Source organism: Rufibacter roseus, from assembly GCF_001647285.1.
Classification (GTDB): Bacteria; Bacteroidota; Bacteroidia; order Cytophagales; family Hymenobacteraceae; genus Nibribacter; species Nibribacter roseus.
The window spans coordinates 76167-92577 of record NZ_LRML01000017.1 but is presented as its reverse complement, the minus strand read 5'-3'; the positions used below and the strand labels follow the sequence as shown (position 1 = coordinate 92577).

At 48.2% G+C, this 16411-nt stretch carries 10 protein-coding genes and 2 tRNA genes; 3 read left to right on the top strand and 9 right to left on the bottom strand.

Annotation, left to right across the window (positions count from 1 at the left end):
- On the bottom strand, positions 1-1536 hold a 1536-nt coding region (locus tag A8O23_RS18885; RefSeq protein WP_192849056.1), incomplete at its 3' end, for an SBBP repeat-containing protein.
- 471 nt (positions 1537-2007) lie between these two features.
- On the opposite strand from A8O23_RS18885, the gene A8O23_RS18880 reads away from it, so the two are divergent.
- Together A8O23_RS18880 and A8O23_RS18875 are read left to right on the top strand one after the other, a co-directional pair.
- Positions 2008-2358 (top strand): hypothetical protein, encoded by a 351-nt coding sequence (locus tag A8O23_RS18880; RefSeq protein WP_066624882.1) that lies wholly within the window; start codon positions 2008-2010, stop codon positions 2356-2358.
- Positions 2359-2365: 7 nt separating this feature from the next.
- Positions 2366-2563 (top strand): hypothetical protein, encoded by a 198-nt coding sequence (locus tag A8O23_RS18875; protein ID WP_066624880.1) that lies wholly within the window; start codon positions 2366-2368, stop codon positions 2561-2563.
- A gap of 73 nt (positions 2564-2636) precedes the next feature.
- On the opposite strand, the gene A8O23_RS18870 is transcribed toward A8O23_RS18875, so the two are convergent.
- From A8O23_RS18870 to mutS, 3 genes are all read right to left on the bottom strand, one after another.
- Positions 2637-2720, bottom strand: a tRNA-Leu gene (locus tag A8O23_RS18870).
- Between the two features lie 73 nt (positions 2721-2793).
- Positions 2794-2866, bottom strand: a tRNA-Gly gene (locus A8O23_RS18865).
- A gap of 422 nt (positions 2867-3288) precedes the next feature.
- A complete protein-coding gene (gene mutS / locus A8O23_RS18860) occupies positions 3289-5874 on the bottom strand; it encodes a DNA mismatch repair protein MutS (RefSeq protein ID WP_066624914.1) in 2586 nt (861 codons plus the stop codon).
- Between the two features lie 263 nt (positions 5875-6137).
- Between mutS and A8O23_RS18855 the strand changes: the two genes are divergently transcribed.
- Positions 6138-6662: an RNA methyltransferase gene (locus A8O23_RS18855; protein WP_239693452.1), complete on the top strand. Its 525-nt coding sequence runs from the start codon at positions 6138-6140 to the stop codon at positions 6660-6662.
- A gap of 123 nt (positions 6663-6785) precedes the next feature.
- Here A8O23_RS18855 and A8O23_RS18850 read toward each other — a convergent pair whose 3' ends face one another.
- From A8O23_RS18850 to A8O23_RS18830, 5 genes are all read right to left on the bottom strand, one after another.
- Positions 6786-7412 (bottom strand): tetratricopeptide repeat protein, encoded by a 627-nt coding sequence (locus tag A8O23_RS18850; protein WP_066624876.1) that lies wholly within the window; start codon positions 7410-7412, stop codon positions 6786-6788.
- A gap of 595 nt (positions 7413-8007) precedes the next feature.
- Positions 8008-11646 carry an ABC transporter permease/M1 family aminopeptidase gene (locus A8O23_RS18845; RefSeq protein ID WP_066624875.1) on the bottom strand — a complete coding sequence of 1213 codons (3639 nt, stop codon included), beginning with the start codon at positions 11644-11646 and terminating at the stop codon, positions 8008-8010.
- Between the two features lie 245 nt (positions 11647-11891).
- The gene (locus A8O23_RS18840) at positions 11892-12806 is read right to left on the bottom strand and encodes an ABC transporter ATP-binding protein (RefSeq protein ID WP_066624864.1); all 915 of its coding nucleotides are present in this window, start codon (positions 12804-12806) and stop codon (positions 11892-11894) included.
- A 184-nt stretch (positions 12807-12990) separates the two neighbouring features.
- Positions 12991-13509: a DUF6252 family protein gene (locus A8O23_RS18835; RefSeq protein WP_066624862.1), complete on the bottom strand. Its 519-nt coding sequence runs from the start codon at positions 13507-13509 to the stop codon at positions 12991-12993.
- A 192-nt stretch (positions 13510-13701) separates the two neighbouring features.
- Positions 13702-16176, bottom strand: coding sequence for an outer membrane beta-barrel protein (locus A8O23_RS18830; protein ID WP_066624860.1), 2475 nt, complete (start codon positions 16174-16176; stop codon positions 13702-13704).
- Between the last annotated feature and the right edge of the window lie 235 nt (positions 16177-16411).

The window sequence follows — 16411 nt, the reverse complement described above, 5'->3', positions numbered from 1 at the left end:
CTCCACCCGGAACTCGTTCACGTACCGCTCGTAGGTCCCCGTCTTCTCGTAGGGGACCTCGAACTGGATGCCCGGCCTTATGGAAGAAATGGCCAAGGCGCCCGTCGTGATCGAGTGGTCGGTGCGTAGTTCATTGACAGACATTTTTGCAACAAACATTCCCCCACCCGAAGCAGAAAATGAGGTATCACCAACCGTAATTTCACCTTCAAACAAGCCTGTTAAATATAAGCTTTTTGAATTATCCACCGCAATACCAGATATACCGCTAAACCCTGTGCCAGCTATTTTATTCACCCAAAGTAAAGCCCCAAAGGAGTTGTAACTCGCAATAAAACCATCACCTGCCTCATTTGTAAAATTAATATTTCCAAAAGAACCAGGCCCACTGAATAGTCCCGTAATATAGGCATTGCCATCCGCATCAATTGCCAACCCTATTGATGTATCATATTGTTGAGCTCCGGCACGACGAGCCCATTGCACTGCTCCTTGAGCATTATATTTAGCTATGAAAATATCTCCACTTCCAATAGTAGTAAAAGTAGTATCTCCGAAAGTAATACTCTCTTCATAATTCCCAGTGATAAAAATGTTTCCTGCTTTATCTACTGTAATATTAGAAGATTGAGCATCCCCAGGACTGGGAACCACAGTATTCCATTGAAGATTGCCCTCTGCATTGTATTTAGCAATGTAGATACCCCCACGATTTAAAGTTACAGTACTAGAAGAACCAAAATAGGCTGTTTCATAAAACGCACCGGTAATAAAGGCGTTACCTTCTCCATCTACGAAAATACTACACTGGACCGGATCAACCTTCACAGCACCAGCTTTCTGCACCCAAAGGAAATTTCCTGACGTATCTAATTTAGCCAAAAAGGAATCATAATCCCAAGAATAATTAGGAAGGGTTTGCGACAAAGTTAAATCCCCAAAAACGGCATCTCCCCTGAAATAACCATTGATGTAAGCATTCCCTAAATCATCAACTGCAATGTCAAACCCTTTGTCACTTCCAGATCCACCAGCATTCTTGACCCATTGCAAAACGCCCTCAGAATTGTATTTTGCTATAAATATATCAGTATCACCATTGCTATTCAGGATAAAATTCCCAAATGTAGCGGTTCCCCAAAATTCCCCTGTAACATATGCATTACCATTGTTATCTATGTCAACACCGTGTAGGTTCACCTTTTCTTCCCCTACCCCCCCAGCCTTAGTCGTCCAGAGCAAATCTCCAGACGCAGTATACTTTGCAAGAAATAGATCACTGCCTCCACTGCTATTTAAAATAGCAGTGCCTAGCTTGGCTTCCCCCTCAAAATTTCCGAAAACATAAGAGTTACCCTTACTGTCTATTTCAATAGACTGCCCAAAAAAGCTATTTATGCTGCCATATTGAGACCAAATAACAGTAGGAACTTGAGCACTAAGCTCAGTCAAGCCAAATAATACTCCAAAAAGAGAAGCAAAAATCAAAGAGTAAAATTTATTCATAATAATATTTGAATTATTAAATTGTAACACCTTGTAAAGATGCAGATACAGTAATGATTAGAGCAAAAAGCTTAAAAAAGCACATGTGTGGCTTTGAAGCACATTCCATATTCCGCAGTGAACGGAGTACAACTCAATTCTCTAACTTCTTTAAATGTTGGATTTACCTAAATCTAATGCAAATGGTGCAACTACAGTAAAATTTAGATCTATTACTTTTATGACAATTATGAATTGACAGCAATACCTGTATAAATGATCAAAGCTCTTTACAAATGTATAGCATCACTCTCTCACCCACAATCACCATTTCTAGTGATTTTTATAGTTGCTATCTGATCACCTAAGGTTCCCGATTACAAATAATTAGTAACAGAGATTATTGCCACGAAAGCTCAGGTATATGAGAATGACTCCATTAACTAGAATTAATTGTACGTGACAGGTATGGACAGGCTCCACGGCACCTAGCAATGGACGAGTAAACTGCGCCAAACCATCATGAGAGAAATGGGTTTACCTATTGTCGGTGAACCCGGCAAGGGAGAAAATATCTGGCTCTGGGAGGCGCACATGATTCTGTGGCACAATGCTTCCCTCGCCGAAGGCCTGTCATTGTTTCAGTTCCTTCTAAAAAACTTCACCTTACCTGCCCTTACTCATACCGCCATAGAAAATGCCTATGACGAAATGGAGCTGTTGGCGTCCACGATCACCTACTCGTACTTTGGCACATTGCAAACGGCAGAGCGGGGCGACATACCGGTCAAAGAACTGCTGGCATTTGTGGGGAAAAAAAAGATGTATGACAGGAGTTTTGGTCAACACCAAATACGTGCGCACCGTTCTTAGGTAGGTCATGCGGTTCGGCACTTTCCTGGACGCCACCAGCGATTTCTTTTATACCGTTCTCTACCCACCCAGACTCCATTCCAAGCCGTACAAGGGAAACGGTGTATACCTTTTGTATAGCAAAGTGGTGGCGGAGTTTGATTTCCACAGCATGGAGTTGGAGAAGATGGCTAATCTGCCGTTTCAGAAGGATTCCAGGTATTAAGTGACATGTTGGCTAGTTCTTTATTACTTTAAACAAAAGAAGCCTGAACCACTTCTGATTCAGGCTTCTTTTGTACCAGGAGCGGGAATCGAACCCGCACGACCTAATGGTCACAAGATTTTAAGTCTTGCGTGTCTACCAGTTCCACCATCCCGGCGACCTCATCTCAAGTAGAGATGAAATAGGCAGATAAAGAAAAGACGTTACCGAAGCAACGTCTTTTTTCTTCGAGCGAAAGACGGGGTTCGAACCCGCGACCTCGACCTTGGCAAGGTCGCGCTCTACCAACTGAGCTACTTTCGCGTTGTTTCTAACTCGCTGTTTGAATTAGTGATACAAAGGTAAGCACATTTTCTCTTTTGTCAAGAGTCTGTCACAAAAAAATCTTTACTTCTGCTAAATCCATCTGAAAATCAGCGAGAAAATTTTTCATTAATTTCTCGCCCTCCTGCCTTTCAAGGCTACTTTTCTAAAAACAAGCCGAAAACGGTTGGAGAGCACCTCCACAAGAACAGAAGCACATTCTCCTATAAACTTTGCGGGAACGCCATGACCGGCAAATGTAAACGCCCCCCTTCCCCCCTTCAAAGGGGAAATCTACTAGAATTAGCGCTTTCCGCAGGGTATAGTATTGGTTATGCTTTTGACCTTCTTTTGGAAATACAGGCTCAAAACAGTTCTTATTACCTTTCCCCGAGTCAAGACTCGCAACTCAGAACTTAAGACTATTTTTTATCTACCAGCATTTTTAACTCATTCAACTTCAGTAATGCCTCTACCGGAGTAATAGTATTAATGTCCAGCTTCTCGAACATTTCTTTGATGCGCACCAACTGCGGGTCGTTCAGCTCAAACATGCTGAGCTGGTACGGCTGTTTGGGCAGCGTCTTTAGCGTTTCCTGCGGGTCTTGATTCGGGTGACTGATTTTCTCCTGCTCTAGATGGTGCATAATCTCACTGGCCCGAATGACTACGCTATTAGGCATACCCGCCATTTGGGCCACCTGAATTCCGAAGCTATGGGCACTGCCGCCTTCTACCAGCTTGCGCATGAACAGAATCTTGCCGTTACTTTCTTTCACGCTCACGTTGAAGTTGCGCACGCGTGGGAAATCTTCGGTGAGCTGGTTTAGCTCATGATAGTGCGTGGCAAACAAAGTCTTGGCTCTGCCTTTCGGAGCGTTGTGCAGGTGCTCCACAATAGCCCAGGCAATGGAGATTCCGTCATAGGTACTGGTACCGCGGCCAATTTCGTCCATGAGCACTAAGCTACGGTCCGAGAGGTTGTTCAGAATGCTGGCCGTTTCGGTCATTTCCACCATAAATGTACTTTCGCCCCGGCTCAAATTGTCTGAGGCGCCCACGCGGGTGAAGATTTTGTCAATTACACCTATCTCAGCAGCCTCGGCAGGCACAAAGCTCCCGATTTGGGCCATGAGTACTATGAGGGCGGTCTGGCGGAGCAACGCACTTTTACCAGCCATGTTAGGGCCCGTGATAATGATGATTTGCTGCTCTTCGTTGTCCAGCAGAATATCGTTGGGCACATAGCGCTCGCCCAGCGGCAACTGCTTTTCTATAACCGGATGGCGGCCTTGTTTGATGTTCAAGGCAGTGCCTTCATTCACCTCAGGCTTTACGTAGCCGTTCTGCTGGGCGAGCTGCGCGAAGTTGGCCAGACAGTCCAGCACGGCAAGGGCTTTGGCATTTTGCTGAATTTGGGGCACGAACTCAGCCGCGCTGATGACCAACTCATTGAAAATGCGCTGTTCAATTACAAAAAGGCGGTCTTCGGCGTGCAGAATCTTCTCTTCGTATGTCTTCAGCTCCTCGGTGATATAGCGCTCGGCGTTTACCAGCGTCTGCTTGCGTATCCAGGAGCTGGGCACTTTGTCTTTGTGCGCGTGTGTCACCTCCAGGTAATAGCCGAACACTTTATTATAGGCGATTTTCAGGCTGGTGATGCCCGTGTTCTGCACTTCGCGCTGCTGAATCTGCAAGAGGTAATCTTTACCCGAGAACGCAATGGCCCGCAGCTCGTCCAGTTCTGGGTCAATACCGTCGTTCACCATGTTACCTTGGTGTGTCAGCATAGGGGCGTCAGGTTTCAGAATTGCTTGAATCTCGTCGCGCACGCTGTCGCAGGGCAGCAATTGATCGGCTAGTTTTTGCAGAGCCGGTACGCCGCTCACCGTCAGTAACTCTTTGATAGGAACAGTAGCCTCTAAAGAACGGGCCAGCTGAAGCAATTCTCTGGGGTTCACCCGACGCACCGCCACTTTGGAAATCAGGCGCTCCAGGTCATTGATCTGCTTGAGGTAGTGCTGAATATCCTGCAGCAGCTCCGGCCGCGCCTGCAACGCCTCCACGGTGTCTAATCTCCGGCGGATTTGTGCGGCATCTTTTAAAGGGAGAACAAGCCACTTGCGCAGCATCCGGGCTCCCATGGGCGTAATGGTGTGGTCCAGCACGTCAATGAGCGGCACACCCTCAGGGTGCTGCGGAAACACCAGCTCCAGGTTACGCACCGTAAAACGATCCAGCCACACATACTTATCTTCTTCCAACCGACCCAAGGCCGTGATATGTCGCAAGTCGTGGTGCTGGGTTTCGGCCATGTAGTGCAGGATAGCCCCGGCGGCGGTAATACCCTCCGTGAGCCCCTCCACGCCAAAACCTTTCAGATTTTTGGTGTTGAACTGCTTGGTCAGTGACTCCACCGCGAAATCATAGCTGTATACCCATTCATCAAGCGCGTAATGGCAGAAGTCTTGCCCAAAGCTCTGAAAAAACAAATCTTTTTTGCCTTTGCAGAACAACACCTCTGCGGGACTGAAATTCTGCAGCAGCTTCCCCATATACACGGCATCGCCCTGGGCCAGCAGGAATTCACCGGTAGAGGCATCCAGCAACGCAATACCTATTTCATTTTTGCCGAAGTGCAGCGAGGCCAGGTAATTGTTTCGTTTCTGCTCCAGCACCTGGTCATTGAAAGATACGCCCGGCGTTACCAGCTCAGTCACGCCCCGCTTCACTATGCCTTTCACGGTTTTAGGGTCTTCCAATTGGTCACAAATGGCTACCCGCTCCCCCGCCCGCACCAACTTGGGCAGGTACGTGTCTAGGGAGTGATGCGGAAAACCGGCCAACGCAGTCTCTGAGGCCGAGCCGTTGCCCCGCTTGGTCAGCATAATGCCTAGAATTTTACTTGCCTTGATGGCGTCTTCGCCGAAGGTCTCGTAAAAATCACCCACCCTGAAGAGCAGGAGAGCCCCCGGGTGCTTTGCCTTTATTGCGTTGTATTGTTTCATCAGCGGCGTGGCGCTGAATTCTGCGGATTTAGCCAAAATGGTAAATGTGCTAGTATTTTAATGTGCTAATGTGTCAATCCTGCTGCTCTCTTATTGATTAAGCGCTACAGCTGGCACGTTTAGCATTCAAGTTTATTTCTGGCGGCTGTTTTCGGCTTCTTTTTCAGAAAAGAGGCTAAAAACGTGTCTGTCCCGGCAATGTGTTACCTTTGCACTTTCTTCGGCCTTGGCCGATAATTTCTTTTGATATGCGCAAGTTAAGCATGGACGAACTCCAACGCGACTCGTTGGAAGACTTCAAAAATAAGCAAAAAAATCCGTTGGTGTTGGTGCTGGACAATGTGCGGAGTCTGCACAACGTAGGTTCGGCCTTCAGAACCGCCGATGCCTTTGCCGTGGAAAAGATTTATCTCTGCGGTATTACCGGTACGCCACCTAACAAAGAGATCCATAAAACCGCCCTTGGTGCTACAGAATCAGTGGAGTGGTCTCATGCTCCCTCCACGCTGGAGGCAGTGCTGGGTCTAAAAGAGCAAGGGTATTCTGTTTGGGCAATTGAGCAAGCCGAAGGCAGTACCACCCTCACCGACTTTAGCCCTGCACCAGATGGCAAATATGCCTTTGTATTTGGCAATGAGGTTTTTGGGGTGGAAGACGAAGTGATGAAAGCCGCCGATGGTGTGCTGGAGATACCGCAGTTCGGCACGAAGCACTCACTAAATGTATCTGTAACGGTAGGCGTGATAGTGTGGGACGTCTTGAGCAAGCTCTTAAGCAGCCGTGGATAGAATTTGCCACCTGTGCCAGATGCCATACTAGCACATCTGTTTTAAGCCTACTTTATAAAAAACAGACCCAAAACAAAAAGGGCGAGATTTCTCTCGCCCTTTTTGTTTTGGGTATTTAATGGCTTAGCGGTGAGCTACTCCACCTACCTCTTTTTTAGCCAACGCTAACGTAAGTAGTGCTATTTCATGGTTAGGGTTCTGCACTAAGAAAGCAGTAAGGTCTTCAATGGCAGATTCAGCTTTGTTTAATTCCAATTTCACTACGGCTCTGTTGTAAAGTGCCTGAGAGTGTTTTGGCGCAGCGGCAACTACCTGATCTAAATCAGAAAGTGTACCCTCTAAATCACCTAGGTGAAATTTAGCAACAGCACGGCCATAAATCAAGTCAACAGAAGTGTTGTTCAGAAGAGCTGTGTTGAAATCATCTAAGGCTTCTTTGTAAGCCTCAACCAACACAAAAGCATTTCCTCGTCCCTGCAAAAAGGCTTCATTTTCCGGAGCCAATGTAAGAGCTGTATTGTAATCTTTGATAGCTCCAAACACATTCCCCATCTCCACTTTCGCGGCAGCTCGGTCAGCGTAGGCCTGGGCATTTCTTGGATTTTGTTTGATAACGGCAGTAATTTCCTTTACACGCATTTTAGCAGCAGCCATTGACTTCACCACTTCACCTCCGCCACCACCAGCTACAGAAACAAAAGAAACCGCTAAAAAGAAAACTACAGCAAAAAAAACCTTCACCTTTTGCATGATGCAGATATAAAAAACGAATATTTTAAGCAAAACCTTGGGGGAAGGGAGTTCTTGTAATGCTAATAAGCTACTGCAAACAGTGCAATTATTTACAAGAATGAGACAAAGGTACGACTATAACTTGTTATAAAGCAAGCAGTTTTATAAAAATACAGATGAATTATTGAACAATACTACTGTAGCATTAACAGCAGTATTCTATTTTATGATATGTTTGAATTTATTACTCTAAAACTTCACAGGAAATCAAGGAGAAGCGCAGAAGGATATATTTAACGCTTACGCGCTGCCCCAATCATACAATTAGATCTAAACAAAGTTCTGAACAACGAGCCCTGCTGTAAGGCCTTCCCTACTATTTGTTGCAGAAACAGTTTCACTCTGCCTACTCCTCTTTTATTGTTCCAAGTTCTTTGCCTTACTGTACCATTCCTTCAAGCAACAGCAATATTTTTGTTTGTCCTTCACCCTCGCAACTTGTAAGCTATGGTAGCAGCACCTTAAGATGATATCTAAGACAACAGACAATCGATTAAAATCAGAAAGCCCAGCTCTACGAGCTGGGCTTTCTGATTTTAAAATAGTAGGTAAGTTATGACTTCACTTCCACATCCTTCATGTTATCATCTGGATTGCGGTCTATGAGTTTGTTAAAAGGGTCAACCCCTGCTTTCTGCGGCTTCTCTTTCACGGTGACTTCCAGCTTGTTCAGGCCAGCTTTAATCTTCTGCTTCTGCATGTACAGTGGCACGTCTTGCCAGTGGCCGTCTATCTTCTTGCGGGTCATCACGGCCACGTCAACATAGTCATGTAGTTTCGCTAAGGTTTCGTTGCCTAGGCTGTCTGCTTTGAACTTCTTGGCGTCTACCGTAAAGGTTACTTTATACGAACCGTCTTTTTGCTTGGCGGCAGTGGCCTCAGTGGCTTTGTTCTCATAGAGCGTAATGCTTTCAAACATATCGTCCACCAGGTACTGCAGAGAGTCTGGCGTTGCTTTCCGGATGTAGGTCATGAACTCAATAGAGTTGGTGAACGGCGCCTGCTGGAACGCTACTTGCTGCACGTACTCTTTCAAAGCCGCATTTAGCTTGTCTTCGCCAATGTAATCGGCTAAGGCATACATGACCACCGAGCCTTTGCGGTAATGAATGTACTGCTGATTCTCTACTAGGTATAGTGGCAGCTCTTTTTTACGTTCGCCGGCGCGGCCAATCAGGTACTGGTCCATCTCGTGCTTCAGGAATTTACGCATCCGCTCCGGACCGTATTCTTTTTTCATCACCATCAAGGCGGCGTACTGGCTCATGGTTTCAGACATCAGCGTGGAGCCTTGCACATCGCCGCCAATTACCTGGTGTGCCCACCACTGGTGCGCTACCTCATGGGCGGTCACGTAAAACGGATAATCCACATCTTCCGGGTCTTTGTCATCCACATCGGCAATAAACCCTATGCTCTCAGAGAATGGAATGGTATTGGGGAACGACTGAGCAAACGTGGCATAGCCCGGGAATTCAAGAATGCGCACCTGCCGGTGCTGGTACGGACTGAAGTTGGCGGTGTAGTAATCCAGCGACTTCTTCACGCCTTTGATCATGCGGTCCAGGTTGTACTCATGGCCTTTCTGATAGTAAACCTCAATAGCGACTGGCTTACCGTCTGTTCCAATCCATTTGTCTTTCTTCACCTCATAATCCGCGGATAAGAAGGCGTAAAAATTCAGGATTTTAGAATCCATTTTGTAATGGAAGTAGCGGCGGCCGTCTTTAGTCCATTCTTTTTGCAGGTAACCCGGAGCCAAGGCAATCTGGTCCGGCACAGTGCTTACCACGGTTTCAAAGGTAATCCAGTCGGCGTCGTTGCCGAGGTAGGTGTTGTGACGGGCCTTCAGGTCATCTACTTTGGCCATGCGCTCTTTGGGTGGCAAACCGTTTTTGCGGCGGCTGTCGTCGTCGCTCAGTTCAAAGCCATCTTGGTACCCAATGTGTGGCAGCAGCTGGCTATTGATGAACGTGCCGTTGTACACAATGCCGGTGTTGTAACTGCGGCGCTTGTAGCCTTTGGTCTGGTACAGCAAGTCCAGGTTTAGTTTAACAGAATCACCGGGCGAAAGAGGTTGGGCCAGTTGAAAGATGTGGTAGCCCATTTCTTTGTCATACAACACGGTTTTGGCCGGTCTGGCGAACTCCAGTTTATTGATAACGGCGTTGTCATCCAGCAGCAGGTGCACCGAGTCAATGGCTACGTTGGTTTTGTTTTTAAGCCAATAGTATCCTTTAAAGCGGAACTCGCGCTCTTTGGGGTACAAATCTGTCTCCAGGTACACGTCTACAATGCGGGGCTGCGGCAGGTCTTCGTACTTCTTGTAGGTCTTCTCATATTTAGCTGATAATTTCTCTAAATCGTCAGAATCTTGGTATTCGTGCAAAATGTTGGTGTTGTAAAAGATAAATCCGCCGGAAACTAAAAACACGGCAGAGGAAGCACCCAACACAAATAAAGAAGAACGCTTCACCTGCAAGGCGGCCAACTTAAACCTACCTTTTATGTTAGCCTCAGTGCCCCGCACCCACAGCAGGTTAGACGCCAGCGCCAGCAGAACGGCAAACGCCCCCCAGTACACTTTGTACAGTAAAAACGGCCCAATAAAATGCCCAAACCCGTTCATGTCTGAATAAGGCCGTCCGGGGCTGGAGTTGTACGAGTACAGCAGATGCTCAAAACCCAACTGTCCTTTAAAAATATTGGCCAGGTAGTACAGCACCATGATAAAATGCCCTAAGTACTTGTTGTTCACCAGCACCTGCACCAGCATGGCCAGCACGCACATGAGCCAGAAGCCAATCAGCTGCATGCCCAGGTCTTTGAGGTACAGCGAAATCTCGAAGTTGAAATAGCCTTTCAGGGCCTGAAGCAGAACACCGCAGACCAGAATCACGGCCATTAAGATTACCTGAATACCCATCAGAGCGGTAAGCTTAGATGAGAACGGCACCCAGTTAGGAATAGGCAGGGCATCATAGAGTTGGTTCATGCGGGCGTCGCGCTCGCGCCACACCAGCTCTCCGGAATAAAACGTGATGATGATGAGGATGAACAAGGCAAACGTGCCGCTCAAAATATTCAGCACTTCAGAGGTAACCGGAAAGGTGTTGGTGTCATACATTTTGCCCACCTGTGAACCCGCCGACAGCAGAAAGAGAACGCCAGCCGCCAGAATGGCAATGAAGTACACGCTGCGCACAATGCCCTTGAACTCCAGCTTCGTCAGTTTCCAGTACTGCCCGAAACTTTTGGCAAAAGAAAACTCCTGCCCCACTTTCGGCAAAGCCAGTTTTTGCGGCACCGTCACACCTAAGGCATTATCTTTCTTGATTCTGCGCACTTTGCGCTCTGCCCCGAAGAACGAGAAGCCAAAGCGCCAGAAGCAGAAAGACAGCAAGACCAGCCCAACGCCCATCCAGAGCAGACGGTTGTACACCAGAAAATCACTGAAAGGCAGGAACAGTGCGTTTTGCTCAGCGGCCGTCCAGTAGCGGGTAGTAAAGTAAACCGCCGAGGCTCCCATGGGGTCTAGCAGGCTCACGAGCATCTCGTTGTCCAGTTCTTCGGTGAAAGCGCCGGCCACGCCGTACAGCACCAAAATCAGAACGCTACCAATGTACACGGCCAGCATATTGCGGGTCAGGGTGCCCAAAGTGAAGAAGATGGCTCCGTTGAACAGCAGGTTCGGGATGACCACCAGCAGGTACGGCATCACGTAAAACATGAGGTTGAACGGCCCGAATTTATCGGCGGGAACCGACGGGAACAGCGGCGCTACCGCCGATGCAAAGACGTAGCCAAACGCCATGCCGGAGAAGACCAGCAGCGCAATGACAAACGAGCCCCAGAACCTTCCGCCCAAGTAGCCCCACTTAGAGATAGGCGAGGTAAAGAACAGCGCGTGGGTCTTGTGCTCAAAATCGCGGTACACAGAATTACCCATAATGGCCGAGGTGACCAGAATACCAAACCAGCTGAGGATGGTGATAATCATGCTGATCTGGTAAGGCGAATTTGACTTGAGCGAGGTGCTGCTGCCCCCGCCCATGATAATCGGGTTGCCGAAAACGCCGGCCACGCCAAACACCACCAGCACGGTCATCAGGAAGAAGAGCGCGAAATAAATATAGGTAGCTGGCCGCTTGAGGCGGTACTTCAGCTCGAACAGAAATATATTGAAGAACATAGGGTTTACGTTTTAGGTCTGTTTTTAGAAAAAGAGGCTGAAAACAAGTTTTCTCGTTGATCATTGTGCTACAAGAAATCCTAGCAAGAACCTGTCTTCTTTACTTGGCGCAAGCGTCCGCTTGTGTCCGCACTAATTTCTGATTTACCCAGTGGACACAAGCGGACGCTTGCGCCAGAAGAATGTGCAGAAATAGGAAAAGCAAATGTTACAGACGAGCTTGAGAAAACATCGGTTTAAACAGCCTACGCCATTACTTCTGGCTCTGCCTGAGTTCTCTGCGGCTTTTTGGTGGCTCCGCTGATGGTGGCAAAGTACACGTCTTCCAGGTCTGGCTGCACTTGCTCAAACGCTATATCAGGCCGGTCTTGGGCGTACACATGAATAATGGTTTTACCGGCATACAACCGTGATGAGATCACCGTGTGCTCAGCCTGGTGCTGCGCCAGCTCTTCTTTCTTGATGAATTTGCGCCAAATCTGGCCCTGCATTTCGTCAATGGCCTGCAGCGGCTCACCGGTCAACAGCACTTCCCCTTTGTTGATGATGGCCATGTTGCGGCACAAATCGCTCACATCGTCCACAATGTGGGTAGAAAGTATGACGATGATGTTCTCGCCAATCTCGCTCAAGAGGTTATGGAAACGGTTCCGCTCGGCGGGATCAAGTCCGGCAGTTGGTTCGTCTACGATAATGATTTTAGGATTACCCAGCAACGCCTGCGCAATGCCGAAGCGTTGTTTCATACCACCCGAGTAACCACCTAAATTCTTCTTGCGCACTTCGTATAGGTTGGTTTGCTGCAGCAGCGCTGCCACGGTTTCTTTGCGCTCTTTGCTGTTGTGTATGCCTTTGAGCACCGCAAAATGGTCCAGCAGTTCCTCGGCACTTACTTTAGGGTACACGCCGAACTCCTGCGGCAAATACCCCAGCACCCGGCGCATCTCATCTTTCTCCTTGAACACATCCAAATCTCCTAACCTGATGCTGCCGCTGTCGGCTTCCTGCAAGGTGGCAATGGTGCGCATGAGCGACGACTTGCCCGCCCCGTTAGGTCCCAGCAGCCCGAACATGCCGGTAGGAATAGTGAGGTTCACGTTCTTGAGCGCCTGCACGCCGTTGGGGTACGTTTTAGAGAGATTCTGAATGACGAGTTCCATGGTTGTTTGGGTTCGGTAGTGAAGGTGACAGATTGATTTCTAAGGAATTAGTAGGAGGAAGTTAGTAAAAATTACAGAAGATGCGAGAGGTGCCAGTAATTTTTACTAGAGCGTTTTAGCCCTGCTTTTCAAAACAAAGCCCCGAAACGTGGGTGCGCTTCGGGGCTTTGTTTTAATTTATCACTTATTCATACCTCACGTCAAATCTTCCCTCGGTCACCTCCACGAATTCCGCGGGGTCATACCTGTTCTGCGCCCTGAAGGAAAAGGTGCCGGAGATGATCTTACTATGGGTGTCTAGCTTGGTAATGGTGACCGTGCCGGTAGTGCTTGCTGTGGTTTGATAACTTCTGGAGTTGCTCGTGTAATCATTTAGCGTGCCATAGCTGTTGGTTACTTTTTCCTCAAGAGTGTATTCTCCTGTATGGGTAACTTTGGATAAGCTTAGGGTTATATTATTGTCATAATAATCATCTTGCCGCTGCCCAAATATGTGAAGATACCCGTTTGTGTAATAATTTACCTGAATACTCCCTCCCCCCAAGGTTCCACCGGCACTGTTATGCTGCCAAGGCTTTCCGTTGATTCTGGCAGCCATGATACCAGCCCCGGTCTGCGTAGGTTCCGGCAGCTCCTCCTCCTTCTCACAAGCTGTAAGAAAGAACAATATAACAGGTAGCAGAGAGCAGAACAGCTTTTTCATGGTATTGAATAGTTTGGCCTTAATGACAAGTTAGACATTTTCTAACCGAAAGCAATTAATTATAAATGAGCATGTTGCATAATAGTTGAATTTATCAACAAGGGCTGTTTTCAGCCTACCTTCCAAAAAACAGCCCCAAAACGCTTTCGCATTTCGGGGCTGCTGTCAAAATAAACTTCACTTCTCTCAAAATTACCCAGCTCTGCGTTTCTCCTCCTCAGCGCCGCCGGTGCGTCTTCTGCTGGGGGCTACTTCTTTGCCGCCGAAGCGGTAGGTGAAGCTGAGGGTGGCCACGCGGGTGTCTCGGCGTTGGTAAAAGCGTTCTGAGTAGCCGGTGAGGGCGGTGGTGGCGCGTATTTTGTTTGAGTAGAAGATATCGGCCACGCTTAGTTTCAGATTGGCTTTCTTGTCTAGGAACTGCTTCTGCACGCCCAGCGTCAGGAACCGAACCGGCTGCACGTCTAAGAAACCATAAATCTCGCGGGCGCGGTAAATGCCTATGACCTCGGCACTCCAGTCATTCCCCAGTTTAAAGGCGTTATTAGAGTTGATGCTGAACGTAGGTCGGCCGTTCCGAAGATTGGTATTGGCCAGATTGCCTTGGTACAAACCGTAATACATTTCAACGTTGTTGGTGCTGGTGAACCACCTCGCCACCTGTACCGGTACCGAGAAATTAGCGCCGTAGTAATGAAACTGTGCCAGGTTGCGGTCTTGCTGAATGACCACTGGAATCTGCTCTTGATTTGAATTTGGCTCCGGTGATAAGACGGAGATTATGACATCAGAGGTGCGGCTGTAGCTCAGCTTGGTGATGTACTTCTGCTTAAACGTGTGGGTGAACTCAAACGAGTAGGTCATTTGGGGCAGCAGGAACGGGTTGCCCGATGACTTGGTACTGAGGTCTATAAAGTACACAAACGGGTTCAGCTGGTTATAGGTAGGCCGGTCAATGCGGCGGCTCAAAGATAGCCCCACATCATGGGTTTGGTTCAGGGTGTATCCAACAAACGCACTCGGGAACAGTTGGGTATAGTTGCGGCTAAACGAACGTTCCCCGTTCACTTGGGCATACTCGGCCACCTGTTCTCCTTTGGCAATGGTGTTTTCTACGCGCAAGCCCAGTTGCAGGCTTACCTGCTGCCATTTCTTGTTCATGTTCACGTAAGCAGCATTTATGTTCTCCTCATAGAGGAAATGGTTGCTCCGGTTGGTGTCAAACACGTTGCCCCCGTTAGAGCGGTCATAGAAATGTAGACGGTTGTTGGCGTTCACCAAACTGCTTTTCAATCCGGCTTCCAGATTGGCTTCAATGGCTCTGAGCGGCTGCGCGTAATCTATCTTCGCTGACTTTATGGTCAATCTCCCGTTCAGGTCGCCGTGGAGCAGAAAATCGGGGCGGGCAGGGTCTGCGTCAAGGTACTGCGTCCGGAAATTCTGGAGGTCACCAGACTGGAACGCGGCATAGTCCACATCAGCGGTTATTTCTCTGCCGGTGCTGTCAATGGTGTGCTTCACGTTGAAGTTCACCGACTGCGTGTTGCGGTTGGTGCCGTTCTGGGAGTTGGTGGTAGTGGTTTGGTCATACGCCCGCTGCCCGTCATAAAACATAGACTGGTTTTCAGAATTGCGGTTGATGTCGGTGAAGATGCCGTTGCCCACTACGCCTATAATGGTTTTGGGCGACAGGTTCAGGTCGAAGCCCAAGCGTCCGTTATGGCTGTTGACTTGGTGCTGAAAGTAGTTCTGCTGGTTGTTGATGCCTTGCAGCGTTCTTGCCTCATTCTGGGTAAAAAATTCGCGGTAAAGGTCTAGCTTATTAAAGTCTTTGCGGTGCACGTAGTTATAAGACCCAAATACGTTCAGGTTCCTGGCCCTATGGTTTAGCTGCAGCCCTTGGTTGATTTTGGGCAACTCGCCGTGCCCCACTGAAGTAGAAATACTGCCGTTGGTGCCCTGCCTGCTGTCTTTCTTCAACCTGATGTCAATGATTCCGGCGTTTCCGGCGGCGTCATACTTCGCCGATGGGTTCGTAATCAGGTCTATGGTAGCCACGTCATTGGCATTGAGGCTCCGCAGCAGGGTAGCCAGCTCTGAACCTGACATAGGTTGACGTTTGCCGTTGATCATGACCATAACGCCGGTTTTTCCGCGCATGCTGATGTTATCGTTCTGGTCCACGGCCAGGCCCGGTGCTTTCTCTAGCACCTCCAGGACCGTGCTTCCGGCGGCGGTAATGCTGTTCTCCACGTTCAGCACGGTTTTGTCGAAATGCTGCTCCACAAACGGCTTCTGCGCCTCAATCTTCACTTCCTGTAAAGCCACCGCCCGCTCCGGCAATACCACATCACCCAGGTTCAAATTACTGTTCAAAGTGATGGGTGCCGATGTGTAGGTGGCGTAGTCATAGTGGGTGGCCATGAGCTTGTATTCTCCGGCCGGAATGCCGCTGAAGAGAAATGAACCGTCTTCTCCGGACACCTCCACCTTCACGAGCGTCTGGTCAGCATTTTTAACCAGCTGGAGATTGGCAGCCAGCAGCGGCTCACCTTTGGCGCCCTTCACCACGCCTTTCAAGTCATAGCGGGCTGGTTGCTGGGCGTAAGAAGCTCCTATAGAAAAGAGCAACAGAAAAGTAAGAACTGAAATGAGTTTAGATAGATTCATAGCGGAATAGGTAGGCAAATAGGCGCAATTGATTTACAGTCAAAATTCTTTCACTCCTGAACTGGAGACTGTTACCGTAGACAATCGTTATGCCAATATTTGCAATACATTATCTATCAACATTTTACACCACAACCTGTGCAATTATTGTTCACTTTCGAACACCAAACGTCACAAATCCGAACACTTTCGTACTTTGAGCGAACAGCAACTTGAGCGACAGGAAAGCTTTTCA

Coding starts and splice junctions, on each gene's coding strand:
- A8O23_RS18880 (WP_066624882.1), top strand. CDS start 2,008: ATGAGAGAAATGGGTTTACCTATTGTCGGTGAACCCGGCAAGGGAGAA.
- A8O23_RS18875 (WP_066624880.1), top strand. CDS start 2,366: ATGCGGTTCGGCACTTTCCTGGACGCCACCAGCGATTTCTTTTATACC.
- mutS (WP_066624914.1), bottom strand. CDS start 5,874: ATGAAACAATACAACGCAATAAAGGCAAAGCACCCGGGGGCTCTCCTG.
- A8O23_RS18855 (WP_239693452.1), top strand. CDS start 6,138: ATGGACGAACTCCAACGCGACTCGTTGGAAGACTTCAAAAATAAGCAA.
- A8O23_RS18850 (WP_066624876.1), bottom strand. CDS start 7,412: ATGCAAAAGGTGAAGGTTTTTTTTGCTGTAGTTTTCTTTTTAGCGGTT.
- A8O23_RS18845 (WP_066624875.1), bottom strand. CDS start 11,646: ATGTTCTTCAATATATTTCTGTTCGAGCTGAAGTACCGCCTCAAGCGG.
- A8O23_RS18840 (WP_066624864.1), bottom strand. CDS start 12,806: ATGGAACTCGTCATTCAGAATCTCTCTAAAACGTACCCCAACGGCGTG.
- A8O23_RS18835 (WP_066624862.1), bottom strand. CDS start 13,509: ATGAAAAAGCTGTTCTGCTCTCTGCTACCTGTTATATTGTTCTTTCTT.
- A8O23_RS18830 (WP_066624860.1), bottom strand. CDS start 16,176: ATGAATCTATCTAAACTCATTTCAGTTCTTACTTTTCTGTTGCTCTTT.